The 25246-nt window shown below is 49.8% G+C and carries 25 protein-coding genes; 18 read left to right on the top strand and 7 right to left on the bottom strand.

Features of this window, described 5'->3' with window-relative positions; translation table 11 throughout:
• The first annotated feature begins 199 nt into the window (after positions 1-199).
• The 3 genes from exbB (at position 200) to GJ746_RS21780 (ending at position 2001) form a co-directional block, all read left to right on the top strand.
• The gene (exbB, locus tag GJ746_RS21790) at positions 200-931 is read left to right on the top strand and encodes a tol-pal system-associated acyl-CoA thioesterase (RefSeq protein ID WP_004125237.1); all 732 of its coding nucleotides are present in this window, start codon (positions 200-202) and stop codon (positions 929-931) included.
• 6 nt (positions 932-937) lie between these two features.
• Positions 938-1363, top strand: coding sequence for a TonB system transport protein ExbD (gene exbD / locus GJ746_RS21785; protein ID WP_154682062.1), 426 nt, complete (start codon positions 938-940; stop codon positions 1361-1363).
• Between the two features lie 143 nt (positions 1364-1506).
• Positions 1507-2001, top strand: a complete 495-nt coding sequence (locus GJ746_RS21780) for a TIGR00645 family protein (RefSeq protein ID WP_154682061.1) — start codon at positions 1507-1509, stop codon at positions 1999-2001.
• A 121-nt stretch (positions 2002-2122) separates the two neighbouring features.
• Here GJ746_RS21780 and yghU read toward each other — a convergent pair whose 3' ends face one another.
• Positions 2123-2989: a glutathione-dependent disulfide-bond oxidoreductase gene (gene yghU, locus GJ746_RS21775; protein ID WP_154682060.1), complete on the bottom strand. Its 867-nt coding sequence runs from the start codon at positions 2987-2989 to the stop codon at positions 2123-2125.
• 94 nt (positions 2990-3083) lie between these two features.
• Positions 3084-3644, bottom strand: coding sequence for a DsbA family protein (locus GJ746_RS21770; protein WP_154682059.1), 561 nt, complete (start codon positions 3642-3644; stop codon positions 3084-3086).
• Between GJ746_RS21770 and GJ746_RS25550 the strand changes: the two genes are divergently transcribed.
• The 3 genes from GJ746_RS25550 to GJ746_RS21760 all read left to right on the top strand — a co-directional run bounded on the left by GJ746_RS25550 (position 3635) and on the right by GJ746_RS21760 (position 7274).
• Positions 3635-3775 carry a hypothetical protein gene (locus GJ746_RS25550; RefSeq protein WP_319932143.1) on the top strand — a complete coding sequence of 47 codons (141 nt, stop codon included), beginning with the start codon at positions 3635-3637 and terminating at the stop codon, positions 3773-3775. The two genes, GJ746_RS21770 and GJ746_RS25550, sit on opposite strands and share 10 nt — an antisense overlap.
• Positions 3776-3851: 76 nt before the next feature.
• Entirely contained in the window at positions 3852-5723 is a 1872-nt protein-coding gene (gene gss / locus GJ746_RS21765; RefSeq protein ID WP_154682058.1) for a bifunctional glutathionylspermidine amidase/synthase, read from the top strand.
• A 369-nt stretch (positions 5724-6092) separates the two neighbouring features.
• A complete protein-coding gene (locus tag GJ746_RS21760) occupies positions 6093-7274 on the top strand; it encodes a PLP-dependent aminotransferase family protein (RefSeq protein ID WP_154682057.1) in 1182 nt (393 codons plus the stop codon).
• 261 nt (positions 7275-7535) lie between these two features.
• Here GJ746_RS21760 and GJ746_RS21755 read toward each other — a convergent pair whose 3' ends face one another.
• From GJ746_RS21755 to GJ746_RS21745, 3 genes are all read right to left on the bottom strand, one after another.
• Positions 7536-7724 carry a hypothetical protein gene (locus GJ746_RS21755; RefSeq protein WP_154682800.1) on the bottom strand — a complete coding sequence of 63 codons (189 nt, stop codon included), beginning with the start codon at positions 7722-7724 and terminating at the stop codon, positions 7536-7538.
• A 241-nt stretch (positions 7725-7965) separates the two neighbouring features.
• Positions 7966-9885: a tyrosine-protein phosphatase gene (locus GJ746_RS21750; protein ID WP_154682056.1), complete on the bottom strand. Its 1920-nt coding sequence runs from the start codon at positions 9883-9885 to the stop codon at positions 7966-7968.
• Positions 9886-10149: 264 nt separating this feature from the next.
• The gene (locus GJ746_RS21745) at positions 10150-10482 is read right to left on the bottom strand and encodes a hypothetical protein (RefSeq protein WP_154682055.1); all 333 of its coding nucleotides are present in this window, start codon (positions 10480-10482) and stop codon (positions 10150-10152) included.
• 1385 nt (positions 10483-11867) lie between these two features.
• Between GJ746_RS21745 and GJ746_RS21735 the strand changes: the two genes are divergently transcribed.
• The 12 genes from GJ746_RS21735 (at position 11868) to GJ746_RS21680 (ending at position 23680) form a co-directional block, all read left to right on the top strand.
• Positions 11868-12425 carry a fimbrial protein gene (locus tag GJ746_RS21735; protein WP_154682053.1) on the top strand — a complete coding sequence of 186 codons (558 nt, stop codon included), beginning with the start codon at positions 11868-11870 and terminating at the stop codon, positions 12423-12425.
• A gap of 198 nt (positions 12426-12623) precedes the next feature.
• Entirely contained in the window at positions 12624-13022 is a 399-nt protein-coding gene (locus tag GJ746_RS21730; protein ID WP_154682052.1) for a fimbrial protein, read from the top strand.
• Positions 13023-13103: 81 nt separating this feature from the next.
• Positions 13104-15602: a fimbria/pilus outer membrane usher protein gene (locus GJ746_RS21725; protein ID WP_413773421.1), complete on the top strand. Its 2499-nt coding sequence runs from the start codon at positions 13104-13106 to the stop codon at positions 15600-15602.
• A complete protein-coding gene (locus GJ746_RS21720; protein ID WP_227852720.1) occupies positions 15602-16375 on the top strand; it encodes a fimbria/pilus periplasmic chaperone in 774 nt (257 codons plus the stop codon). The genes GJ746_RS21725 and GJ746_RS21720 overlap by 1 nt, the downstream gene beginning before the upstream one ends.
• Positions 16376-16409: 34 nt before the next feature.
• Positions 16410-16955 (top strand): fimbrial protein, encoded by a 546-nt coding sequence (locus GJ746_RS21715; RefSeq protein WP_154682050.1) that lies wholly within the window; start codon positions 16410-16412, stop codon positions 16953-16955.
• Between the two features lie 23 nt (positions 16956-16978).
• On the top strand, positions 16979-17998 hold the full coding sequence (locus GJ746_RS21710) for an EAL domain-containing protein (protein WP_154682049.1): 1020 nt from the start codon (positions 16979-16981) through the stop codon (positions 17996-17998).
• The gene (locus tag GJ746_RS21705; protein WP_154682048.1) at positions 17995-18672 is read left to right on the top strand and encodes a hypothetical protein; all 678 of its coding nucleotides are present in this window, start codon (positions 17995-17997) and stop codon (positions 18670-18672) included. The genes GJ746_RS21710 and GJ746_RS21705 overlap by 4 nt, the downstream gene beginning before the upstream one ends.
• A complete protein-coding gene (locus tag GJ746_RS21700; protein WP_154682047.1) occupies positions 18669-19421 on the top strand; it encodes a molecular chaperone in 753 nt (250 codons plus the stop codon). The genes GJ746_RS21705 and GJ746_RS21700 overlap by 4 nt, the downstream gene beginning before the upstream one ends.
• Before the next feature lie 47 nt (positions 19422-19468).
• Complete coding sequence (locus tag GJ746_RS21695; RefSeq protein ID WP_154682046.1) at positions 19469-19987, top strand: fimbrial protein; 519 nt, start codon at positions 19469-19471, stop codon at positions 19985-19987.
• Between the two features lie 30 nt (positions 19988-20017).
• Positions 20018-20926 (top strand): hypothetical protein, encoded by a 909-nt coding sequence (locus tag GJ746_RS21690; protein ID WP_154682045.1) that lies wholly within the window; start codon positions 20018-20020, stop codon positions 20924-20926.
• 237 nt (positions 20927-21163) lie between these two features.
• The gene (locus GJ746_RS21685) at positions 21164-22000 is read left to right on the top strand and encodes an alpha/beta fold hydrolase (RefSeq protein ID WP_154682044.1); all 837 of its coding nucleotides are present in this window, start codon (positions 21164-21166) and stop codon (positions 21998-22000) included.
• A gap of 291 nt (positions 22001-22291) precedes the next feature.
• Positions 22292-23680: an SLC13 family permease gene (locus GJ746_RS21680; protein WP_154682043.1), complete on the top strand. Its 1389-nt coding sequence runs from the start codon at positions 22292-22294 to the stop codon at positions 23678-23680.
• Between the two features lie 166 nt (positions 23681-23846).
• Here GJ746_RS21680 and GJ746_RS21675 read toward each other — a convergent pair whose 3' ends face one another.
• Together GJ746_RS21675 and GJ746_RS21670 are read right to left on the bottom strand one after the other, a co-directional pair.
• A complete protein-coding gene (locus GJ746_RS21675) occupies positions 23847-24014 on the bottom strand; it encodes a DUF4223 family protein (protein WP_154682042.1) in 168 nt (55 codons plus the stop codon).
• Positions 24015-24751: 737 nt separating this feature from the next.
• Entirely contained in the window at positions 24752-25219 is a 468-nt protein-coding gene (locus tag GJ746_RS21670) for a lipocalin-like domain-containing protein (RefSeq protein WP_154682041.1), read from the bottom strand.
• Positions 25220-25246: the final 27 nt, after the last annotated feature.

The raw sequence follows: 25246 nt of genomic DNA, 5'->3' as shown, positions 1-25246 counted from the left end.
CCTTGATGTACCGGGTAGCCGCAGATACAGGAAAAAATTTTATCAACGTTGGGACAGGCAACTTTTTTACTGCGTAAGCGCAAAGAAAATAAACGTGATTTGCTGCACAGTGTAAATACTAATGAGAACCACTATCAATTCGATGTCGTTTTGATATTATTATGTGCAGATTTTGTGATTTACGTCCTGGAGATACAGTGTGGGTAATAATTTGATGCAGGCGGATCTCTCCGTTTGGGGTATGTATCATCATGCCGATATTGTCGTGAAGGTGGTGATGATCGGCCTGATTCTGGCGTCGGTAGTCACATGGGCTATCTTTTTCGGCAAAGGTGCAGAGATCCTGGCCAGCAAGCGTCGCCTCAAGCGCGAACAGCAGCTGGTTGCAGAAGCACGCTCTCTCGACCAGGCCAGCGATATCGCTAACGCTTTCGAGGCGAAAAGCCTGACCTCCCAACTGATCAACGAGGCGCAGAACGAGCTGGAGCTGTCCGCAGGTTCTGAAGATAACGAAGGCATTAAAGAGCGTACCGGTTTCCGCCTTGAGCGGCGCGTGGCGGCCGTGGGTCGTTACATGGGACGCGGCAACGGTTATCTGGCGACTATCGGCGCGATTTCCCCGTTCGTTGGTCTGTTTGGTACCGTCTGGGGCATCATGAACAGCTTTATCGGTATTGCCCAGACTCAGACCACTAACCTGGCGGTCGTGGCGCCGGGTATCGCGGAAGCGCTGCTGGCTACGGCAATTGGCCTGTTCGCCGCGATTCCTGCGGTGGTTATCTACAACATCTTCGCTCGTATGATTGCCAGCTATAAAGCTTCCCTTGGCGATGTCGCCGCCCAGGTATTGTTGCTGCAAAGCCGTGACCTGGACCTCAGCGCCAGCGGCGTGAAGCCGGTACGTACCGCCCAGAAACTACGCGTAGGTTGATGCTCTATGGCAATGCATTTTAACGAAAATCTTGATGATAACGGTGAGATGCACGACATCAACGTGACGCCGTTTATCGACGTTATGCTGGTGCTGTTGATTATCTTTATGGTGGCGGCGCCGCTGGCCACCGTTGACGTGAAGGTTAATCTTCCAGCGTCTTCCAGCCAGCCGCAGCCGCGTCCGGAAAAGCCGATCTATCTGTCGGTGAAGGCGGATAAAACCATGTTCCTCGGTAACGACCCCATTACCGAAGAGAACATGATTACGTCGCTGGAGGCCCTGACTGAAGGTAAAAAAGATACCACCGTCTTCTTCCGCGCGGATAAAACCGTGGACTATGAAACGATGATGAAAGTCATGGATACCCTGCATCAGGCAGGCTATCTGAAGATTGGTCTGGTAGGCGAAGAAACGGCAAAAGCGAAGTAACGCCCCCAGTACATCTCCCCAGGCTGGCCATGTGCCAGCCTTTTTTACGCCCTTCTGCCGAGTCGTCCTGTTGGTAAGCTGTTGCTATAACGTTACTCTGTTGCGGTATAATGGCGGCCGTTTATGTTAACTGACAGGATCTTATGGAACGCTTTCTGGAAAATGCTATGTACGCCTCGCGCTGGCTGCTGGCGCCGGTTTATTTTGGCCTTTCGCTCGGTTTGATTGCGCTGACGATCAAATTTTTTCAGGAGATCTTCCACATACTGCCGCATATTTTTAGCGTCAGCGAGTCGGATATGATTCTGACCCTGCTGTCGCTGGTGGATATGACCCTGGTGGGCGGTCTGCTGGTAATGGTGATGTTCTCCGGTTATGAAAATTTTGTCTCGCAGCTGGACATCAACGAAGGGAAAGAGAAGCTCAGCTGGCTGGGTAAAATGGACGCCACGTCGCTGAAAAATAAGGTTGCCGCCTCCATCGTGGCGATCTCTTCCATTCACCTGCTGCGGGTGTTTATGGATGCGAAAAACGTCCCGGATAATAAGCTGATGTGGTACGTCATTATCCACCTGACGTTTGTCCTGTCAGCCTTTGTGATGGGCTATCTCGATCGTCTGACTAAGGGCAAGCATTGATAATGTGACTTACCCGGCCTGGCCACGACCTCCCCGGATTGCGCTACGCTTATCCGGGCTACATTGTTGCACTGGCCTGTAGCCCCGGCGGGCCATAGCGCAGCCGGGGAGAAACATGGATTTATGCCTGGCGTTTGTCTTCGGTTTGCGTCTCAAAGTCGCTGGCCGCATGGCGCTCGTGAAGCTGTTCATTGAGCGGGCCGAAGGTGCGGTTAACCATACGTCCCCGCCGGACGGCAGGACGATTGCCAATATCCTGCGCCCAACGCAGGACGTTTTTATAGCTACCGGCATCAAGGAATTCGGCGGCATTGTAAACATTCCCCAGCACCACGTTGCCGTACCACGGCCAGATGGCCATATCGGCGATGGTATACTCCTCTCCGGCGACAAAACGACCGCGGGCAAGCTGCTTATCCAGCACATCAAGCTGACGTTTGGCTTCCATCGTAAAGCGGTCGATGGCGTATTCAATTTTGACCGGCGCATAGTTGTAGAAGTGGCCAAAGCCGCCGCCCAGGAAGGGGGCCGCGCCCTGCAGCCAGAACAGCCAGTTGAGCGTTTCGGTGCGGCCTGCCGGATCTTTGGGCAGGAAGAAGCCGAACTTCTCCGCCAGATAGAGCAGGATGCTGCCGGATTCGAAAACCCGGGTCGGCGGCGTGGTAGAGTGGTCGCGGAGCGCCGGGATTTTCGAGTTCGGGTTAACCTCGACAAAGCCGCTGGAGAACTGATCGCCTTCGCCGATGCGAATCAGCCAGGCGTCATATTCCGCTCCGCTGACGCCCAGCGCCAACAGCTCCTCCAGCATAATGGTGACTTTCTGTCCATTGGGCGTCCCCAGCGAATAGAGCTGCAGCGGGTGCTCACCCACCGGCAGCTCCTGCTCATGCGTTGCGCCGGAGACGGGACGATTGATATTGGCGAATGCGCCGCCGTTGTTTTGCTTCCATTCCCACACTTTAGGTGGTTGGTAGTTATTCTCTGACATGCTGATTTGCCTTTTTAGTGAGGTGTTGAGGGAGTGTAGCAGGCGCTGACGCGCGGAGCCCGTAGGCGCTACGGACCCCGACGCTGCCGCCGTATTAAGCCAGAATACGCGCGGCCCATACGCTGATGTCGTCGCCGCTGCCGAGATCCGCCTGTACCAGGCCGTTAACCATAAAAGTCGGCGACACGTGAATGCCGTTCTGGCGGGCGTACTTGCTATGCCATTTGATTTCGTTTTGCAGCTCCGGACGGGCAAACGCCGCGGCCAGCGAGACGCGGCTATAGCGTTCGAGACGCTCAATAATCTGCTGCGGCGTCGCGTTCATGTTCGGCCCGCTGCAGTGGTCGGTAAACTCAAACTCTTCGCGGTGGTCGGCGACGGCTTTAAGCACTTTGTGCGCCTGTTCGCGGCCGTGCGGCAGAGTGGAGGCGGCGAGGATGCAGCGAACGATGACGCCGGAAAACAGATGCCAGGGTTGAGACTGAAGACGAATTTTGATCGTCACGTTATCTGCGCCAACTTCATCCAGCAGGTCATCAAGCTTATTGAAGGCGCGAACGGAATAAGGGCAGGTGGGCTCAAGGAATACCTCAAAGGTGCGTGGGCCATGTCCCCAGACCAGCGGTTGGGCGGTCAGATGCGAAGGTGTGCTCATTATCGACTCCTGATTATTTTTTTATCTCAAATAACGATATCACTTTTGCCTGGCGGCGCAGGCTTATTTTCCTTAAGGGCACGATTAGCGAATCGAATGAGTGGTATCATCATTCCACCTCTGTCTGGTAAGTGCCTGCGGCAGGATAAGAAGAGGGAGTTTTGTTTCGCCAACTGCCCGGGCTGCATTAATTTGAGGTCAGGCTAAATGAGCAAAGGTTCGACAAGCAGTGACGCCCCGTTTGGTACACTATTAGGCTACGCACCGGGCGGCGTGGCGATTTATTCTTCGAATTACAGTAGCTTAAATCCGCAAGATTATCCGGATGACGCCACGTTCCGCAGCTATATCGGTAATGAGTATATGGGGCACAAATGGCAGTGCGTGGAGTTCGCACGCCGCTTTCTGTTCCTCACCTACGGTTTTGTTTTCACCGATGTCGGCATGGCCTACGAAATCTTCTCCCTGCGTTTTTTACGCGAGGTGGTCAATGACAATATCCTGCCGCTGCAGGCGTTCGCCAACGGCTCCCGTCGTCCACCGATCGCCGGCTCTCTGCTCATCTGGCAGAAAGGCGGTGAGTTTAAGCATACGGGCCACGTGGCGGTAATCACTCAGCTGGTAGGGAATAAGGTCAGGATCGCCGAACAGAACGTGATTCACTCGCCGCTGCCGCAGGGCCAGCAGTGGACCCGCGAACTGACGCTGGAAGTGAAAAACGGCATCTACACGATTAAAGACACCTTTGCCGATACCGAAATACTTGGCTGGATGATCCAAACCGCCGATACCGAGCATAGCCTGCCGCAGCCGGTGCTGCCGGGTGAAGCGATGGCTATCAAAGGCGCTCGACTGCCGAATAAAGGCCAGTTCCGCGGCAACTGGCTTAACGAGAAAGATTCGCTGCAAAAAGCCTATGTGGAAGCCAACGGTCACGTTATTAACAAAGACCCTTACCAGTATTTCACCATTAGCGAAAGCGCCGAGCAGGAGCTGATCAAAGCGACCAACGAACTGCATCTGATGTACCTTCACGCCACCGATAAGGTTATGAAGGATGACAGCCTGCTGGCGCTGTTCGATATTCCGAAAATACTCTGGCCGCGTCTGCGCCTCTCGTGGCAGCGCCGTCGCCATCATATGATTACCGGTCGTATGGATTTCTGTATGGATGAACGCGGGCTGAAGGTGTATGAATACAACGCCGACTCCGCGTCCTGCCATACCGAAGGCGGATTGATCCTTGAGCAGTGGATGAAACAGGGCTACTTCGGTACCGGCCACAACCCGGCGGAAAACCTGCTGGATGAGCTTGCCGGAGCGTGGAAGCACAGCCGGGCGCGTCCTTTCGTGCACATCATGCAGGACAAGGATCTGGAGGAGAACTATCACGCGCAGTTTATCCAGCGTTCGCTGACGCAGGCCGGTTTCGAAAGCAAAATTCTCTACGGCCTTGATGAGCTGCGCTGGGATGCCGCCGGGCAGCTGATCGATGCTGACGGGCGCCTGGTCAACTGCGTCTGGAAAACCTGGGCCTGGGAAACCGCCATTGAGCAGGTGCGGGAAGTCAGCGCCGATGAGTACGCGGCGGTGCCGATCCGTACCGGGCATCCTGATAACGAGGTGCGGTTGATTGACGTCCTGCTGCGCCCGGAAGTCTTAGTGTTTGAGCCGCTATGGACGGTTATCCCCGGCAACAAGGCGATTTTGCCGGTGCTGTGGTCGCTGTTCCCGAATCATCGCTATCTCCTGGATACCGATTTTGTGGTCAACGAGCAGCTTGCGGAAAGCGGCTATGCGGTTAAGCCTATCTCAGGCCGCTGCGGCAGCAACATTGACCTGATTGGCCCGCAGGATGAAGTGCTGGATAAAACCAGCGGCCAGTTTTTTGACCGTAAAAATATCTACCAGCAGCTATGGTGCCTGCCGAAAGTGGATGGCAAATACATTCAGGTTTGCACCTTCACGGTTGGCGGAAACTATGGCGGAACCTGCCTGCGCGGCGATGATTCTCTGGTGGTCAAAAAAGAGAGCGATATCGAGCCGTTAATCGTGCTAAAAGACACAGATAGCCGTTAAGGTTAACCCCGGATGGCGGCGGTTCTCTCCACCTGCGGCATTTGTAGCCCGGGCAAGGCGCATCGCGCCGCCCCCGGGAGAAGGCCGCAGGATGCTGAAGAATATCCCGGAGGCGATGCTGCGCATCTGTCCGGGCTACTGAACATACGAACCTGTAGCCCCAGCATTTGTAGCCCGGGCAAGGCGCATCGCGCCGCCCCCGGGGGAAGGCCGCAGGATGCTGAAGAATATCCCGGAGGCGATGCTGCGCATCGGTCCGGGCTACTGAACATACGAACCCGTAGCCCCAGTGAGCATAGAGCGACCCGGGGAATAAACGGTAAAAAATAGATAAAACATCACAACAACAAGACAGAAAAGGAAAATAGTATGCACGATCGGCGACTCGCCGCCCGCGCGGGTGAACTCAAGCCCTCCGCCGTCCGCGAACTCCTCAAGCACAGTAAACTGCCCGGCGTTATCTCTCTGGGCGGCGGCATTCCGGCCCCGGAGCTTTTTGATACCGAAGGCCTGAATCTGGCGGTGCAGCAGGTGATGAATGGACGCTTTAACGATGCGTTCCAGTACGGTTTGACCGAAGGTTATCCGCCGCTGCGTCAGGCCGTTAGCGAACTGTGTCAGGCGCGCGGCGTTGCCTGTACGGCAGGCCATGTCTATATCACTTCCGGTTCGCAGCAGTCGCTGGATATCGTCGCCCGTACGCTGCTCGATCCGGGCGATGCGATTGTCGTTGAACGTCCGACCTATCTGGCGGCGCTGCAGGTTTTCCAGCTAGCGCAGGCTAATATTCTCAGCGTTGATACCGATGATGACGGTATGCTGGTGGAGCAGCTGGCCGATCTTCTGGCAACCACGCGCGTGAAAGCCGTTTATCTGGTGCCGACGTTTGGCAATCCCGGTGGGAAAACCCTGAGCGAAGCGCGCCGTCGTCGTCTGGTTGAGCTGGCGAAAAAGCATGATTTTGTCATTATCGAAGACGATCCGTACGGTGAAATCAGCTTTACCGATGAAGTGCGCCGCCCGCTGTATCAGCATGCGGTCGAGCTGGGCTGCGAAGATCAGGTGGTTTACACCTCCACCTTCTCTAAGATCCTCGCGCCGGGCATGCGTATTGGCTGGATCGTGATGCCGGACTGGCTGGCGCAGCAGACGGTGATTGTCAAACAGGCGGCGGATCTGCATACCAATATGCTGTCGCAGGTGATTACCGCGGAATATCTGAGCATGAACCGCCTGGAAAGCCAGATTGCTCTGATCCGCGAAGATTATCATAAGAAGTGCGTGGCGCTGGCCGATGCGCTGGAAGCCCGTCTTGGGGAGCATCTGGAGTTCAGCCGTCCTAAAGGCGGTATGTTCCTGTGGGCCCGCTTCCGCTATCCGTTCGATACCATGGAGTGGCTGAAGAAAACGCTGGAAAACGGTGTCGTCTATGTGCCTGGTGAAGCGTTCTATAACGATAATCCTGATACTCGTACGCTGCGTCTCTCCTACTCTACGGTGTCGGCGGAAGGTCTGCTGACCGCCGTCGAACGCCTGGCGAAGTCGCTGTAATCGGCTTTTGCTTCGCGCCGCCTGACGGCGCGAAGTTTCCTGATACAGTTCGAATCAGGTGGATAGAGATTGAATCACCCGTAATCGCTGATTACGGGCGAAAGAAACTCAGGGGAGGAATTCCGGCGGGTATTCGCCAGCTCTGACCTTAATCCTGGTCAGCAATGCGATCGTCAAGCCAGATCAGCATCAATGAGGAGAGAAAAGCGACGGCGATGGTGCCAATAGCTAACAGCATAAGAAGTGCCTCAGGGGTTTTTATTATTTTTCTGCTTTTACCGATGAGCGTTTATTGCTATCCGTGATGGTGACTTTTGTCATTGATTGGGATGCTGCGAGGGTGAAGAAATCATCGGCGTCAATATCAAAATTGAGAACGATTTCTCTGTATTTCCCACAGTTCATTAACTCTTTTGCTTCTTTCATACTACTGGCAGTAATAGTAGGCATCAGGTTCATCTCGTTTAAAAACTGAGAAGCAAAATAAGAGCTTGTCGATATCAGATCAACTACTTTTTGTGATACTGCCAACCATCCGCCAGATTGATGAGTGCCCGCCGAGCAATCGAATGAAACTTTTACCTTTCCCGCCAGCATTTCACTACGATCCCATTCCGATAGCGAATGAGAAATCTCTTCACGCTTCTGAAGGTAATCGCCGGCCGCCAGCAACGACGGCCAGCTGCGTTTTTTAAAATGCGTAGGCCACGCTTACGTTGCCGCTGTAGCCATGGCTGTTGCCGCCGCTGGCGATTTCCGCCTGCCCGCCAAGGCTCAGGCTCAGCGCCCCGCGCGTCATCCCCATACTGGCTCCGGCGTTAAGTATATCGCGGCTGTTGAAGGCCGAGTTCTGACTGATTTCATATTGATAAACCTTTGCGCCGGTGCGTATTGAGGGGCCGCTGAAGCTATGTTCGTAGCTGATATTTACCGCCGGACTAAAGGTCCAGCTACCGCTGTTCTGCGGGTTAAAGGCGAGACTGATATTGGCCACGCCGCTGGCGTTATTTTCGCTGACGCGGTCGACATTCAGCGCCAGTTCGCTCCCGCTCTCATCAAAGGCGTCCATACGCAGATGGGTTAGGCGGGTGCCGACGGAGTATTCGACGCTGGCAAAATCGAACGGGCTCACGTAACCCAGACGCAGCGTACCGCCAACCAGCTGACCATGAGTATCGCCGGTGGCGCTACCCAGACCGCCATTCATTCGCCGCGTACTGCTATAGTCGATCCAGCCAGCATTGAGATCGCCCGCTGCAAAGAGGCCGTGATTTAGATCCTTGAAGGCATAGCGGCCGCCAATTCCCAGCACAGTAGTATTGGCATCCGCCTCGGCATTCGCGCTGCCCAATGAGCCCCAGCTATATCCGAGAGTGCCGTAGCCGCTAAACTGCGAGTTTACCCGCTGGGTATAGCCCAGCAGCGTTCCGGTGGTATGTTCATTGCTGCTGGCGGCGCGGGCGGAGCCATCAGTGCCAAGATAGCTATTTAGTCCGGTCAGCCACAGTTTTCCTTCGCCATCCCTCAGCTGGCGGCTGTCGGTATTCGGTGTCAGCGCTCGGTCCAGACGCGAACCGCTGCGCAGCAGATAGCTGGCAGCGTCAGCGTAAATCTGTCCGCCGACCTGCGACTCTGCGCCGCCCAGCGTTCCAGCATCAATAGCCGATTGAAGGTAGTTGTTATAGTCGGTGTAACGGCCCGATAGCGCGCTGTTTTGCAGGGCGTTAAGCAGTGACGCTCCCTGCGCTGCATTTCCTCTAAGCGTACTTTGTCCCGGAAGCTGACCGTATTGCACCATTTTGCCGCGCAGGACGTACAGCGTCTCCTGCGACAGGCCGAGCCCCTGCTTCAGATAGTTATCCACCGAGCCGTACTGGCGAGTTATTTCATCCAGCCCGGCCTGCAGATAGCTGGCGTCGACGCCAAGCAGCGGTGCGTAAATTGCGGCCATGCTCGGCGGCATCATTGCCAGAGTCGCCTCAACCCGCTGACGGGTGTAGTCATTGGTAGCGAGGTAGTTTTCCATAATGGTTGCGTTATCGACACCAGCAATGCTTAACAGCATGGCGGCAGTCCAGCCTGTACGGTCCTTGCCCGCCGTGCAGTGGAAGAGCGCTGCGCCGTCGGTGCTGGCAAGGTCGTTAAACAGGGTGGTGAACTGCGCGCGCATGCCCGCGTCGCTAACGAAGGAGACGTTGGCCTGCTGCATCATCGCTTTTGCTTGCGCGGCGCTACTGACGGTAATCGAGGTGATATTGCTGCCCGAAGCGGCGTTACCGATGATATCAATGTTGGTATATTTCGCTCCGTCGGGCATGACGTCGGGGCTGCTGGCGATTTCGCTGGCGGTGCGCAAATCATAAACGTTGCCGATCCCGAGGGTGCTGAGCGTGGTCCGATCCGTAGGGGAGAGCGCCAGCGCATTTGAACGATAAAAAACGCCGGTACGCATGGTGCCGTCGTGGCTGGTAGTATAAATCGACGTGGTGCCAGCAATATCGCGGAAATTATCCATCGTGGCGAGTCGGGGAGTATTTATTGGCGCGGCGTATAAAGTGCCGGAGATAGCGGTTGCCACCAGAGACAGAGTAACGGGAATATAGCGAATCAAAGTCAGCCTCGATATTTATAGTTCATAATTCATTGTTTAATAAGGCTTCAGAATATAGGAGAGGATTGTGACAAAATTATTTCCAGAAAGATTATTTTTAAAATAAAGAGAGGGGATTAAACATGACTCTTGATGATGTAAAGCCGGCAAATCTTAAAAAATAATAATGATTAGACATGAAAATCTTTAACATCCCGCTGTGGCAGCAGGATGTCATTTATATCGTTCTTAAACAGGTATTCTGTGCCGCGCTACTTCTTAGGGCTAGCGCTGTTTTTCGCTCATCAGCTGGCGGCAGCGCTGCTGGTCCTGACTGATGCTTCGTTGTTCCTCTGGCGTGAGCTGCTGCCAGGTGTCCAGCATACGTTGGCCCAGAGCGGGAACGAAATGGGTTTTATGCAGCGCATAGTCCGAATTGCCCCCTTCAATGATATTTTCCATATCGCGGAGAAAGACGCGGCTATCCTGGTGGTCGATAACGCAAAAAACGGATCGGTAGTACGCTTCGTCCTCAGCGGAATAGTGCGGTGTGAACCACCAGATAAGCAGAGCTATAAGCGCAAAAAGCGGGGCAATAAAAGCGAGTTTCTTCGACATAAGTGCTTCAAAAAGGCAAATTGAATGGGCAGTGTAACCGCTGAAGAAACAGGATGTAAGAGCCGTAGCGGACAGCAGGCATCATCCAGCCCGCGACGACTTTATCAGCAGCCGATTTTACAGGTCCGTCTTTTAATACTTTCCACGCTGCAGCGATAGACTTCGGCTACCCAGGCGGCGCGCACTGTTCCCGCCAGCCCATCGTTCTGGTCTCGCATCTCAGTTTGTCGCACACCACGCGGACCGCCCTTAACTGACGCTTTTCTTACAAGGGATGCGGTTGACCTGACGAGAGCACCGACGCTACCGGTAAGATAACTGGCTGGCGCGGGTTATTTAAGTCAGGCTACGGCACATCGCCATCATCTTGCCGGGACAGGGGCCAATTCCTGGCCGGCCTGAACAGCATAATCCTCTGCAATAGAATTCGGTTATTTGCAGAATATTCAACAACACGACTTTCAGTCGTGGCTTCCGAAAGCTATCGCCCTGTCTGACGCTGGCCGCAAATGCACTAATATTTCCCCATTCCTCATTGAACAATCAGATGCGGCGGTAATTTCTGAGTCTTTAGCCGGGATTGCTGGCCTGGCGGGATATAAAACAAGCTGTATCAGGATAAATTAAGCGTAATCCTCGGGAAAATAATTCGCGTCATCAGTAGAGGGCGCCCTGCCGCCACCGTTCTGCGCTCCGATGATATTCCTGTTTAAGGCTGAAACAGGGCATTTTGCGCCAACAAGCCAAATTTATTTGCCTGAAGCTGCGTAAAGCGGTGGCCTGAGGGCGCAAATCCACGTTGCCGATCAATTTTTGCTGGATTCCACTTTTTCGGTTTCATGATGCTCAACACGATATCTTCCCCGAAAGGGGCAGATCTGGACGTTAAATACGGAGAAAGTTCCGATCAATGATAATGAAATGTTGTGTGTTGTTTGATTGGTTGTGAATCCTTGTGCAGTGTTGTTCAGGATAAATATCATTAAAAAAGAATGTAATGCGGTTTTTAGTGCTGATACTGTGATTTTTGTGTTATTTTTATCTTGTTAAAAACAAAAATATTGGTGTTTTGTTCTAAAATATGTCCGATTGTTTCCGCCTGTATGGATTTATATTCTAATTAGCGTTTTGTATTTGGAATATTAGGTCGATTTTTTTATTGTTATTATTTCTCATTTTACTTTTTATATTTCGATGTCCAATAATGCACCCCGCCAGTACAGATGAGCTTAAGTTTTTCTTGTTTTGTAGTGGTAATTAGCTAACTAAGAATTATATCTTTATGATTTTCATTCTCATAAAGGTAGGCTTCTTATCAGTTAAATAAAATATGTGTTTGTCATGTGTGTTTAATAGTCGTTTATTATTATCAGGATATAATTTATATGAAAGCCACTAAAATTGCGTCTGCTCTCTTTCTTACTCTGGGTATGGTTACCGGGGCTGCGCAGGCTGCCGACCAGGGAAGCGGACGCGTAATTTTCACTGGTTCAATTATCGATGCGCCGTGCTCAGTAAACCCAGATCATAAAGAGCAAGAAGTTGATTTAGGACAAATTGCTTCGGTACAGCTGGAAAACAATGGTGTTTCCACTCCACGTAATTTTCAAATTGAACTGGAGAACTGTGCTCTTAACACCAGTGAGGATGGTGACGGCAATGTCATCACGATTGCACCATCCGTGTCAGTGAAGTTTGGTGGTTCACCGGCTGTTCCGGATGATAATACCTGGTTTGGTATTACTGGTACCGCTTCTGGCGCCGGTGTAGTTATTACTGATGGTTCTGGTACTAAGATTCCTGTAAATGGTTCTACCGTAGCCCGCGACCTTATTGAAGGTAACAACACGCTGGCTTTCTCTGCGTACCTGCAGGGTCTGGGTGGCACGATTACCACTGGTGAATTCCAGTCTATCGCTGATTTCACCTTAAGCTACGAATAAGTTCGCTGGCTTACTGAAAATATCTCCGGGCAATAATGCCCGGAGTTTCAGGCGACAGGATATGTTATGCGCACTAGTTTCTGCCTTTCCTTAATCTTGCTGTTCACCGCTTTTTGCTCTTCGGCGAGTAACTACCGGCCAGAGGTGGGACGGGTACTGGTTAATGGCCAGATTCAAACCGCGGCATGCAGCATTCATATGGATGACGTCTGGCAAGAGGTTGATTTCGGCTCATTGCCGATGCGCTATGAAAACGGAATATTTATCGCTACCCGTAAAGTAAAAATTGGTCTGGTAAACTGCCAACCGGTTAAAGAGGATAGCGAACAATGGCGCAGTGTAACGGTAATCTTTGACGGCGAGCCGGCAGAGAACGGAGCAGATTTATTCGCTATCAACAGCCAGGATGCGGGAATAGCGCTCGCGATAATCGACGATCGCGGCAATCTTGCAAAGCCCGGAGAAACATTATCTGACGTTAATCTGGAATCAAAGAAAAACCAAATAGGATATTGGCTTTCGGTGATCTCAATGAAGCAATCAGCGATTGCAGGAGAATGGTCGGGAGGCGTTCGTTTTATTGTGTCATATCTTTGATACAAGATCGTATTATTTGTTTATTTTACTGTTGCTTAACGTGATTCAGTTAAATTCTTGTTACCCTTTTTTTAAAAGATAATGATAATGAACAGGTCAGTATTACTGCGCCGTCGTAGGCTGGTTATTTGTATTTTGACAGCACTACAAGGTCTGTCTTTACAGGTTTACGCCATGGAATTTAATACTGATATCCTGGATGCGGAAGACCGAAAAAATATTGATCTATCAAGGTTTTCACAGGCTGGTTATATTATGCCGGGAACCTATAGCCTTTCACTGAAATTAAATGAGAGCGTTATTTCCCAGCAGGAAATTATTTTTGAAGAAGTACCGTCGCTGAATCCTGAAGCGAAAGGAGAAGTTCGCGCCTGCCTGTCACGGGAACAGGTAGCGTTACTCGGTTTGACCGAGGAGGCGCTGGAAAAAATCGTATTTAATAGTCAGGGGACCTGTGCAGATTTTTCTGCTCTGGAAGGAGTGGTACTGCGCGGAGATTTATCTGAGTCGATTTTGCAGGTATCAGTACCGCAAATCTGGCTGGAATACCAGGATGCTTCCTGGCTACCGCCCTCCCGATGGGAAAATGGGATCCCTGGCGTCATGCTGGATTACAGCATTAATGCAGGAATAAGTAAGCATCACCGGAATGGTGAGTCACAAAGCGTTAGCGGTAGCGGCACTTTGGGGGCTAATGCCGGGCCGTGGCGGTTGCGTGGTGACTGGCAGGGAAGTCATAACAGTAATGTTGACAACGGTCAGCAGAGTTTTGACTGGAGCAGAATTTACGCTTTCCGGGCCCTGCCGTCACTGATGGCGAAGCTGACGTTAGGTGAAGACTATCTGATCTCCGATTTGTTTGATTCATGGCGTTATACCGGCATGTCGCTGATCAGTGATGAAACCCAGCTGCCGCCAAAGCTTCGCGGCTATGCACCTGAAGTTTCAGGGATAGCGCGTACTAACGCAAAGGTGACCGTCAGCCAGCAGGGACGAGTCCTGTATGAAACAACGGTATCGCCAGGCCCATTTCGTATCCAGGAATTGAGCAGCTCGGTAAACGGTCAGCTGGATGTCAGAGTTGAAGAGCAGGATGGAAGCGTGCAGACCTTTCAGGTCACTACCGCCACCATACCTTACCTCACTCGCCCTGGACAGGTGCGTTACAAACTGGCCGCCGGACGGCCTTCTGATTATAACCATCATATAGAGGGGCCCGTTTTTAGTACCGGGGAGTTCTCCTGGGGGGTAGCCAATAGCTGGTCCTTGTACGGTGGCGGCATTTTTTCATCAGACTACAACAGCCTTGCGGTGGGCGTAGGTCGGGACCTGTATCAATTTGGCGCGCTGTCGGGCGATATCACTCAGTCGTTTGCCCGCATGCCTGACGGTGAACATCCCCAGGGACGTTCCTATCGATTGAGTTACTCCAAACGTTTTGAGGAGATTAATAGCGATATCACTTTTGCCGGTTATCGCTTTTCTGAAAGAGAGTATCTCAGCATGGCGGAATATCTGGATGCTCGCTATCGCAACGGCGTGATGGGCCACAGCAAGGAGCTGTATACGGTAACGGCCAGTAAGAGTTTCAGTGATATACGTTTATCCACTTATCTCAGCTGGTCACATCAGACGTACTGGGATCGTCAGAATAGCGATCGCTACAGTCTGTCTCTCAGTCGTTACTTTGATCTGGGGGACTGGAGAAATATGGCCGCGACGCTATCTGCCAGCCGCAATGATTACAACGGCCGGCGGGATAATACTGCCTGGTTGAGTCTCAGCATACCGTTAGGCAAAGGTACCGCCAGCTACAACGGCAACTGGAGTAATCAGCGCTATTCGCAAACGGCCAGCTGGTACCAGCGTCTGGAGAATGATGACAGCTATCGACTGAGCGCCGGAACGCGCAGCGGTGGAGATGAAGGCGCCACTCAGGCCAGCGGGTCATATATTCACAATGGCGCCTTGATGGACGCGACCGCCAGTTTTAGCTGGGCACAAAACAGCTATACCGCAGCTAACTTATCGCTTAACGGCGGTATGACGGCTACGGCGAAGGGGGCGGCGTTACATGGCGGAAGTAGCCGGGGAGGGACTCGAATGTTAGTCAGCACCGATGGTGTGTCTGACGTACCTGTTGGTCGTAACGGACGTAGCAATATGTTTGGCGTAGCCGTTGAGTCCTCACTGGCAAGCTATTACCGGACGACAACGGAAATTGATGTGAACCGACTGCCGGATGATGTGGAAACCTCCGGTTCGCCGGTAGCAGAAGCCGCCTTAACGGAAGGGGCGATAGGATTCAGGCATTTTGATGTCCTGAAAGGCGCAAAAATCACCGCCGTCCTCGCACAAGCCGATGGAAGCCATCCGCCGTTTGGCGCCAGTATTCGTGATGCGAAAGAACGTGAATTAGGAATGGTCAGCGACGGGGGACTTGCCTGGATATCAGGGGCCAACCCGGGAAATAAACTGACCGTATTCTGGGGAGGGAAAGCGCAGTGTCAGGTGCGATTACCTCAATCATTAACAGGCCAGCAGCTGCTGTTGCCCTGTAATGACATTACCGAGAATTAATGAAAAGACTAGTAGGTTTGATGAAGAAGATGAGTAAACAAAACAGAACATTGCTGATTACCCTGATGTTATCTGTGGTAGCGGGAGTTCTGTCTATAGGACAGGCTTCAGGCGCAATAGCACTGGATCGCACCCGGGCTATATTCCCGGGCTCGGAAAAGAGTATTTCTTTAAATATTTCTAACGTTAGCAATCAGAAACCCTATCTGGCTCAGGCCTGGCTGGAAGATGAAAAAGGGAAAAAGCTGACGGATATTTTAACCGTAACCCCGGCGCTACAGCGGCTGGAGCCAGGAGGCAAAAGCGTCATCCGTATCAGCGCGCTGCCGACTGCCGCTTCGTTACCCCAGGATCGCGAGAGCTTATTTTACTTCAGCGTGCGGGAAATCCCGCCGAAAAGCGAACGGTCGAACGTTCTGCAAGTTGCGCTGCAAACGCGGATTAAGCTGTTTTATCGCCCCGCAGGGATCCTGCCTGAGCGCTACAGCCGACAGGATGACAAGCTGATTCTGCATAAAGTCAGCGGGGGGTATCGGATTGAGAACCCAACGCCGTTTTATATGACCGTACTGGGGATTAGCGGTGGCCCAACACAGTCCGTTGCTAAAGATTTTAAAAGCGTAATGATTGCGCCAAAGTCGAGTGAAATAGTAAGAACATCAAATTTTTCAAAGCCATATGTTGTCACTGTTAATGATTTCGGAGGAAAGCCGGGGCTGTCGTTCAATTGCAGCGGCGATATCTGCCGGGCGGCAGTGGATGAGCGTAGATAAGTAGCGTCAGGCAGCTTTTGATGGAGGAGTTCAAGTGAAAAAAGGCCCACGACGTTTACGCCGTACATTTCCCGATGTTTTGAAAGTGATTTTGCCAGGTATTGCGTTATGTCTGTGTTCTCTTGAATTAAAAGCCGCCAGCGATGTGGAATTTAGCGGAACGCTGGTGGCAGCACCCTGCGTGGTTGCTACCGATTCAGAAGAGCAAACGGTGAATTTCGGAAGTATTGCCGCAAAAGCGTTTTTTAACAATGACCGTTCGAATCCTGAATCATTTCAGATTCGACTGGAAGAGTGCGACCTCTCAATGGGGAGCCAGGTTGTTGTGACCTTCAACGGAGTCGAAGATGCCGACCAGCCCGGAACGTTTACCGTCGAGGGAGCAGCAAAAGGTATTGCTGTGGTTCTGGAGGACAGTAAAGGCCGGGCAATCTTACCCAATGAATCATTGGCGTCCGTTGAGATATCCGCAGGAGAAACGGTACTGGAGTACAGAGCGCAAATAAAGGCGCTGGCAGCCGGGCGGGTAAAGGAAGGCGATTTTACTTCTAACGTTACTTTCATGCTGGAATATGAATAGGAAAGGCAGGAACAGGAGTTCACATGAACCAGATTTACATGCCGCATAAATTGGAGAGAAGTTCAGCAGTGAAATATTCTTCCGGCAAGCACAGCCCGGCAGAGGTTATTGAGGGAATTCGGCTACAGCCTTTGATCGATCTCAAAACGAATACTCAGGTAGGCAGCGAAGTGCTGACCTATTTTCATGACAATGTTGATGTTGTTGACTTTTTTCGTAGCCTGACCCCCGCGCAGTACCTGTCGCTTTTTTTCTGGCAGGCCAATGTATTGAGTCATGAAAAAATTCGCGGTCTGTTTTTTATAAATCTGCCGGTATGCGTGCTTTCCGATAAGGCCAGCATTGAGCGATTACTGGACAGCCTGTTCTCAGCGCGCGTCGCTATTGAGATTCAGGATCCTGAGAGATTAGGCGATATGTCACTCGCCGCACGTCATCGGCTGGTGGCGGGCATCATGAGGCTACAGGAGGCAGGCTGGTCCATCTGGATGGACGATGTCACCAGCGAGCTGGTCGATACGGTTAATGCACTGAATGTGCAGTTTGCTGGTGTGAAAACGGACCGGGAAGAATTACTGCTGCGCCATAAGGATCCTCAGGCGTTGACGGGATTAATTAATAAGATTCGCCCCCAGGGCGTGCCGGTTCTGGTTGAGGGGATAGAAAACGATGATGACCGTCTTCATGCCATCAATAGCGGAGCCACGCTGGGACAAGGCTTTTTATGGCCGGAGCGAATCATCAATGAAACTTGCCCTGATGATGTCTTTCTTGCGCCGGTAACGGAGGACGTACATCCTCCACAAGGGAAAGGACGGGGTAAAAAGCAGGATTGGAAACACGCGCTGATAAGGCATCTTCAATTATTGTCGGAGACCTCTTCTGGTCAATCCTGGCTTACTACCAGGGAGCTGGCGGAGGATCTGGGAATAAGTATTTACACCATGCGTCAGCGATTGATGATTTTAGTGCAGGAGGGTCATGCCATCTGCATGAAGACAGGAAAAGGACGAAATAATATCCTTCACTGGCGAGCAACATGATAGTTAAAGAACGCGTTATCGCGCCTTCAGGGCTTAAAGTAAATGTATTCTCACCCAATTATTTTTTTCGCCAGGGCGTCATTGAATGGGTGAAGCAGATGCCAGCCGCCCACAGCAGCAAGGGTGCTCAGGAAATAAGTGTTTTGCATTTTGCGGATAATTTTTATCAACTGGAATGGAGTCGACGTCCAAAATTGCCCGCCGGAAAAGTAGTGATAGTCGTTAATACTCGGCAACTTTCGGAGTTAAGCGGCATATTTTACGGCGATCGCGTGTCAATCATCAGCGATAACTCTTCGATGCTGGCGTTAAGCGAGGCGATAAATCAGTTACAGGACTGTGATGATGAACCTCAAGCCGCGAATGAGGATATATTACTGACTTTTGGCGAGCTAGCATTTATGTGGGGCTATCTTCAGAGAGGTCATGTTGGCGGAAACGCCAAACAAAACAGTCGCTACAAGCGTAACGTCATGAAGAAGTTAGGTGTACAAACGGAAGTCGGTCTATTGACGAAGTTTCAACTACTTTATTTGCTTGATATGACCTCTCGACAAAAAAAGATTCGGATAAGGAGTAATAAACGCAGCACCGGAGTGCGTGAATCCTTAGCCCTTTCACTGTTACCGGAAACGCTGAAGAAAAGACGCCCCAGACAACGGATCATGCAATGAAACAGAAAATAAGATATTTTCTCTTCAGAAGCGCTGCACTTATTTTAAGTAGTGCGGTTCTTACCCCAACTTATGGAGCCTTAACATTAGACCGATCCAGAATCGTTTTTAATGAAGGCAATAACTCTATTAGTATTAATGTTGCAAACCGCAGCCAGAAAGAGCCCTATTTAGCGCAAGGCTGGATGGAAAATGAACGAGGGGAAAAAATTAAGGGGCCGCTGATCGTACTGCCTCCGTTACAGAGGATTGAGGCTGACGGAAAGACGATGATACGAATCCAGGCGCTACCTGATACGAAAGAATTGCCCGAGGATCGTGAAAGCGTCTTTTATTTGAATTTACGAGAGATTCCCCCTAAGGGAAATAAACCCAATGTGCTTACTCTGGTGATGCAGACAACGATAAAAGTATTCTGGCGGCCAAAGGCCCTGGTCGTTGAACCGTCTGTCTCTGTTTTACCCGGTAGAGATAAATTGAGTTTAGAAAAGAACAGTAATAGCTTAAGGATAAAAAACCCAACGCCTTATTATTACTCTTTCGTTGATTTTTTGCCTGATGGTAAAAATAAGGACGTGGCGGAATTTGTGGCCACCATGGTGGCACCATTTTCTACTGCTGATTTGAATATTGACGCCAAAACTGTTGGTATCTCGCCAAAGCTTATTTATGTCAATGACTATGGCACGATGAAGTCGCTAAGCTTTAAATGTAACAATAATAGCTGTCTAAGTACTGGAAAGGACTGATGCCAGCACGCTGACGTTAAGCTAAGTTTACTGTAGGAAGTCAAGTAATGGTATGGGACAGGCAACTCTGGATTCTTTTTCTCGCTATTCTGTTGGCTATTATTTCACCGCGGATTTTTGCCGCAAATAATGGTGATATAACTGTTGTTAATGTCTCCGGTGTGATTTTAGATACGCCTGCGTGTTCAATAAATAACGATCGGACAATCAAAGTTTCCTTTGGCTATGTCGCGGTAAACAAGGTCGACTCCGGTGAGTTTCGCCAACCAATCCCCTATGACATCAGCTGTGAGCAGGGAGATGTGTCCGGAGTTGCGCTAAAGCTGAGCCTGACGGGGATATCTGCCGATTTTGATAGTGATGATGCGACGCTCGTTTCTGCTGAACAGTCCGACCTTGGCATTAAAATCTATCAAAATGGTGTGCCTTTTAAAATAAATGAGCCCCTGGATATTAGTATTAATAGTATTCCCAGCCTGGAAGCCGTATTGGTACAACGAGCTGGTGCAAACCTTGAAAAAGGGGATTTTAGCGCCACGGCAACTTTAAAAGCAGTTTACCAGTAGCTGCGTGTGAACATATAGTCGGATTGATGTATGGGTAAATTTATTTTTAGTAGAAAACGAATTTTATGGTTGCTCTCAATCATGATGTTGACTCTGAGTTCCCCTTATGCAAAAGCTGTGCTGACCTATTCATGGCCAATGCCGGCATATATTGTTGGTTTTTATGTGCAGAGTAATGGTGGAGATATCTGGTATAACCCTCGAGGTGCGTTTATTTCCCAGACGTTTACCGCCTGGGACTGGGATGAAAAGACAACCGTCAAAGAAGCTTTTGCCAGCCGGGGTATCACCGTCGGCGCAGATGTTTATTATGGCCCGTATCATATATGGGACGACGATTATTTTATTGGCGAGGGTATGCTGCGCTATTTTGACTCATCACGATCGTTTAAAGTATTTGCAGAAACCGTTAATTCACAGTTTGGTGGTTCCTGGGCCATCACACATTATAGTAATGTAGGTAAAAGAAGTTTTGTCTGCTTTGGTTTTGGCGTGAATACACCCAGAACGGGTTCGGGGTCGTGGACAACAATTAAATCAACCCTATGGGATGGCTTGCCTAATAGTACGCCCGGCGATCCGGAGTGCGTTGGATATTCGGGTAACGTTTCGCAGTGGTGTGCAATGGAGACGGCCAATATTGATTTCGATTTTGGCACGATGAATAAAAGTGAAGCAACGACAAAAGTGTTAACGAAGCCCGTAGATGTGTCATGTACTGCCGATGTTAAGTTTAAACTTAGCTTAGTTGAAGGTGATGAGATTCCATTATCAAATGGAATGTCGGCCAATCTTTCGCTGGATGACAAGCCGTTGGGCACAACTTTACAGGGTTCTAGCGGTATCAATCATTATCAGCTTTCGGTACAGCTCTCCGGAGAGCCAGACAGCGCAGGGAGTTTTAACGGCAGCGGTATTATCAGCGTTCGCTATCCCTAGCGATGACAGGTATTAATTTGTTCGAGCCTGTTTATTAACGTAATAGCGAATATTCAGCAGTGAAGCTCTACCCTAAATAATTCGTGTTGCAGGACAAAACGGTTAACCGTTTTGAATAGCGCTTGCGCTGGCTCCAAAGGGGCGAGTGCGCAGCCAGTGCCCACGCAACCTGAAGTATGACGGGAATAACTATATCGAATTCTGACGCTAAAGATATTTATAGAAGGAGAAAACAATATGGCATTCGTAAAAACCAAAGATGGCGTGAACATTTATTACAAAGACTGGGGTGCTGAAGATCGGCAGCCGATTGTGTTTCACCACGGCTGGCCTTTGAGCGCCGATGACTGGGATAACCAGATGTTGTTTTTCCTGGCGCAAGGATATCGCGTCATCGCCATCGACCGCCGCGGTCATGGTCGTTCAGATCAGGTTAGTGAAGGGCACGATATGGACCACTACGCTGCCGACGTTACGGCGGTGGTAGAAAGTCTGGATCTGCATAATGCGGTTCACGTAGGGCACTCCACCGGCGGTGGTCAGGTTGCGCGCTATGTTGCCAGATACGGTCAGCCGCAGGGAAGGGTTGCTAAGGCGGTACTTATCAGCTCCGTACCTCCTCTGATGGTTAAAACGGTCAACAATCCGGGAGGCACGCCAGTTGAAGTTTTCGATGGCTTCCGTAAGGCGCTAGCCGCTAATCGCTCTCAGTTTTACCTTGATGTCGCCAGCGGGCCTTTCTATGGATTTAATCGTGAAGGCGCTGAGGTTTCGCAGGGCACGATTGAGAACTGGTGGCGTCAGGGAATGACTGGAAGCGCCAAAGCCCATTATGAGGGTATTAAAGCATTTTCAGAAACCGACCAGACGGAGGATTTAAGAGCCATCACGGTACCGGTACTGGTTATGCAGGGCGATGACGACCAGGTTGTTCCTTATAAAAATGCCGCCCTTATGCAGCATGAATTACTGGTTAACAGCGTGCTGAAAATTTATCCGGGTTTGCCGCACGGGATGCATACCTCTCACGCTGAGATGATTAATGCCGATTTACTGGCATTTATCCGCGCATAATAAAAATCGTTCAACTAAAGAACTGAGGGCTGGTCCCTCAGTTCTTTTATGAAACGACGTTTTTTATTTGCGGGTTAATAGATGCGGCCGAATAAGGCGATTCGTAATAACCTTTCTGCTCCAATAAATAACTTTATATTTGGAAACCATTTCCTGAAATATCATGGTCAATTAATCATGCGCCGGGGAATTCGATTTTTACGACTCAGTTAACAGATCGAGAACATAATTTATACTTTCAGGACATATGCATGTAATGATTCGCTGGTAACCAGTTACAAGGAAGCCAGTATGAATAAAAACGACATGACTCCTTTACCCACCAATACCCATGAGTGGTTTTTCAATCGGAACAATATCATTATCCTTCTCGATATTGTTCTCTTTATTGTTCTCTACAATACGCTCCCCTATGAACCCAAAGTGGTCATGGGTCTTAGTATGCTCGCTTTTATCGCCGTGTTATGGCTGACAGAAGCGCTACACGTTACCGTTACGGCAATAATAGTTCCGGTAATGGCCGTGCTGCTGGGGGTCTTTAATACTCAGGCTGCATTAAATAGTTTCGCAAACTCAACGATATTCCTGTTCCTGGGAGGGTTTGCTCTGGCTGCTGCAATGCACGTGCAGGGGCTTGATAAAGTCATTGCCGACAAGGTGTTGGCGATGGCGCGGGGAAAAATGAGCCTCGCAGTCTTTATGTTATTTGGTGTTACAGCTGCGCTCTCTATGTGGATCAGTAATACCGCGACGGCCGCCATGATGATGCCGTTAGTTCTGGGCATCTTGAGCAAAGTTAATAGCAAAAGTAGCCACTCGACGTATGTTTTTGTCCTGCTCGGCATTGCATACAGTGCCAGTATTGGCGGGATGGCGACAATCGTCGGCAGTCCGCCGAATGCCATTGCCGCCGCTGAGGTTGGACTCTCTTTCATTGACTGGATGAAGTTTGGCTTCCCGGCAATGCTTATATTGCTTCCCACCGCAATCGCTATCCTCTACGTTGTCTTCAGACCGGACCTCAAAGGGACCTTTGAGATTAGTACTGAACAGGTCAACTGGGATAAAGGAAAAATAGTCACATCGGCTATTTTTGGACTGACAGTATTCTTTTGGATATTCAGCGGCCCAATTAATGAGCTGCTGGGCGGATTTAAGTCTTTTGATACTATTGTGGCCCTGGGCGCCATTATTTTAGTGAATTTTGCGCGAGTTGTTCACTGGAAGGATATAGAAAAAACGGCTGACTGGGGTGTGCTGTTATTATTCGGCGGCGGCATCTGTTTAAGTAATGTCCTCAAGGAAACCGGCACCAGCCTGTTCCTGGCGAATCAAATCAGCTCGATGGTCGCTCATATGGGGATATTTATCATTATTCTGGTCATTGTCGCATTCGTGGTATTTCTAACGGAATTTGCCAGTAATACGGCCAGTGCCGCTTTGTTAATTCCGGTGTTTGCCTCGGTTGCCGAAGCTTTCGGACTGTCGCCAGTGATTCTGTCGGTGTTAATTGCCATCGCTGCGTCGTGCGCTTTTATGCTGCCCGTAGCGACTCCACCAAACGCTATTGTTTTCGCTACCGGCCATATCAAACAGCATGAAATGATGCGTGCAGGCCTGTTTTTGAACATCGCTTGTATCATCGTACTGACCGGGTTCAGTATGCTGTTCTGGGTATGATTTTCGAAAGTTGAGCTTACATGCAGCACGGCGGTCATAGTTGACCGTCGTGCTGTATATAATAGATAGCACAATATTTTAATGTGATTAGCTACAGGTAACTCATTAATATGAGAAGGTTTTTTGGGAGCAGGGACCAGCATAATACCAGTTCCCTGACCTGATATTACTTATCTGCCGGGCCGCAACCACCGATCACTTTTGAAATCGAAACTGCCGGATGTAATAAGTAATCATAGTTGCAGTTTTTTTCTTTGTTATAAACGCTGCCGGTACAGCCGGTAACGGTAGCAACGAAGAAAGCAATCGCGATAATTTTTAACGAACTAAACATAATGGCTCCTTGGTAGAAAATAAACAGCATTAATCCTGGGTAAAACGATAGATTGCAATACACCTGCTTAAAAAGGCTCACGTAAATAACATGGCTTTTACATCATTTTTAGATACGGGTATTTGGGTTTTTATTGAAATAAGCGATGCTAATCAATATTTATCATACTGATTTTTAAAGTATTTTTTTATATTGGAAGTGAAAACAATGAATTCCATTTCCTTGTTATTCCCGTCTGATTCGTTCTGTAGAACGTCAGGTATAAATCCCCTATACGTTTTAGATAGTACCTTTATTTGAAATGAGAGATCAATAATCCTGTTTGCTAAGAATTTAAGGCTTTGATTTTGGTTTTTACTGAATATTAAATCTGGCTTTGAATTTATTTTTAGTTGAAAACTCTATTTTTGTCTGATTTTAGGATTTTTGTTTCTTTTAAATTGCGCATAAAACAATGAAGTTTAAAACTTTTATTTTTTATAATATGCAAGGATAATCTATTTCAATTTATACAAATTTCATTTGTATGATATTACAGAGTAGTGAATATGGCGCTGTTTAGCGGAATGATATGGCGCCATAGTTTTACGGCCCTGAAGAAGAGGTTGATAAACAATAAAATTCACAGAGGGATTATTTTAATTTATTGATCTACATAGCAAATGTGTTTTAGATGCATCAGGCCGAGCTCAGGAATTTGAGCCAACCTGACGCGACAGAGGAAATCTGAACGCCAGTTAATCTTGTTCAGGCTCGGTATGGCTCGGGTTTGCCACTCTTGCCCAGACCAGGGTGCCGGTTTGCGTAACGTCGTTCATCACGAAAGGTGGGGTGGATAAAAACAGCTTCTCATCCTCAAAGTGGAAATAACGCAGCTGCTTACCGCCAATCCAGTTAGGGAAAAGGCTTCCTTCGACAAAATGGATAATCGTCTGATTTTCCAGATCCAGCGTATATCGGCCAAAATAACATACCGATGATATGAAGGCGTCTTTGATCTCATTAGCAGTGGCTGCTGTCTGATCGTCATGAATAAAATTCTGCCGGTCGGCACGATAGAGCTGGGCACTCATGTTTCCGTGCGCATCATAGTTCAGCCTGCCAACGACTTCTTTACCTAACGGATAGCGTTTACTGCCATCGCTGAGTTTAAATTCGGCTGATACCAACCGCCAGGCGCCTAAAAAATGGGTTGTCTCGATCATTGGAGCCTCTACTGAAATGAAGAATGT

The sequence above is a fragment of the Klebsiella oxytoca genome, from assembly GCF_009707385.1.
In the GTDB taxonomy this organism is placed as follows: domain Bacteria; phylum Pseudomonadota; class Gammaproteobacteria; order Enterobacterales; family Enterobacteriaceae; genus Klebsiella; species Klebsiella oxytoca_C.
Note: the sequence above shows the minus strand (reverse complement) of the source record. Positions and strands in the feature narration are given on the sequence as shown.

Coding starts and splice junctions, on each gene's coding strand:
- exbD (WP_154682062.1), top strand. CDS start 938: ATGGCAATGCATTTTAACGAAAATCTTGATGATAACGGTGAGATGCAC.
- GJ746_RS21780 (WP_154682061.1), top strand. CDS start 1,507: ATGGAACGCTTTCTGGAAAATGCTATGTACGCCTCGCGCTGGCTGCTG.
- yghU (WP_154682060.1), bottom strand. CDS start 2,989: ATGTCAGAGAATAACTACCAACCACCTAAAGTGTGGGAATGGAAGCAA.
- GJ746_RS21770 (WP_154682059.1), bottom strand. CDS start 3,644: ATGAGCACACCTTCGCATCTGACCGCCCAACCGCTGGTCTGGGGACAT.
- gss (WP_154682058.1), top strand. CDS start 3,852: ATGAGCAAAGGTTCGACAAGCAGTGACGCCCCGTTTGGTACACTATTA.
- GJ746_RS21760 (WP_154682057.1), top strand. CDS start 6,093: ATGCACGATCGGCGACTCGCCGCCCGCGCGGGTGAACTCAAGCCCTCC.
- GJ746_RS21755 (WP_154682800.1), bottom strand. CDS start 7,724: ATGCCTACTATTACTGCCAGTAGTATGAAAGAAGCAAAAGAGTTAATG.
- GJ746_RS21745 (WP_154682055.1), bottom strand. CDS start 10,482: ATGTCGAAGAAACTCGCTTTTATTGCCCCGCTTTTTGCGCTTATAGCT.
- GJ746_RS21735 (WP_154682053.1), top strand. CDS start 11,868: ATGAAAGCCACTAAAATTGCGTCTGCTCTCTTTCTTACTCTGGGTATG.
- GJ746_RS21730 (WP_154682052.1), top strand. CDS start 12,624: ATGGATGACGTCTGGCAAGAGGTTGATTTCGGCTCATTGCCGATGCGC.
- GJ746_RS21725 (WP_413773421.1), top strand. CDS start 13,104: ATGATAATGAACAGGTCAGTATTACTGCGCCGTCGTAGGCTGGTTATT.
- GJ746_RS21720 (WP_227852720.1), top strand. CDS start 15,602: ATGAAAAGACTAGTAGGTTTGATGAAGAAGATGAGTAAACAAAACAGA.
- GJ746_RS21710 (WP_154682049.1), top strand. CDS start 16,979: ATGAACCAGATTTACATGCCGCATAAATTGGAGAGAAGTTCAGCAGTG.
- GJ746_RS21705 (WP_154682048.1), top strand. CDS start 17,995: ATGATAGTTAAAGAACGCGTTATCGCGCCTTCAGGGCTTAAAGTAAAT.
- GJ746_RS21700 (WP_154682047.1), top strand. CDS start 18,669: ATGAAACAGAAAATAAGATATTTTCTCTTCAGAAGCGCTGCACTTATT.
- GJ746_RS21695 (WP_154682046.1), top strand. CDS start 19,469: ATGGTATGGGACAGGCAACTCTGGATTCTTTTTCTCGCTATTCTGTTG.
- GJ746_RS21690 (WP_154682045.1), top strand. CDS start 20,018: ATGGGTAAATTTATTTTTAGTAGAAAACGAATTTTATGGTTGCTCTCA.
- GJ746_RS21685 (WP_154682044.1), top strand. CDS start 21,164: ATGGCATTCGTAAAAACCAAAGATGGCGTGAACATTTATTACAAAGAC.
- GJ746_RS21680 (WP_154682043.1), top strand. CDS start 22,292: ATGAATAAAAACGACATGACTCCTTTACCCACCAATACCCATGAGTGG.
- GJ746_RS21675 (WP_154682042.1), bottom strand. CDS start 24,014: ATGTTTAGTTCGTTAAAAATTATCGCGATTGCTTTCTTCGTTGCTACC.
- GJ746_RS21670 (WP_154682041.1), bottom strand. CDS start 25,219: ATGATCGAGACAACCCATTTTTTAGGCGCCTGGCGGTTGGTATCAGCC.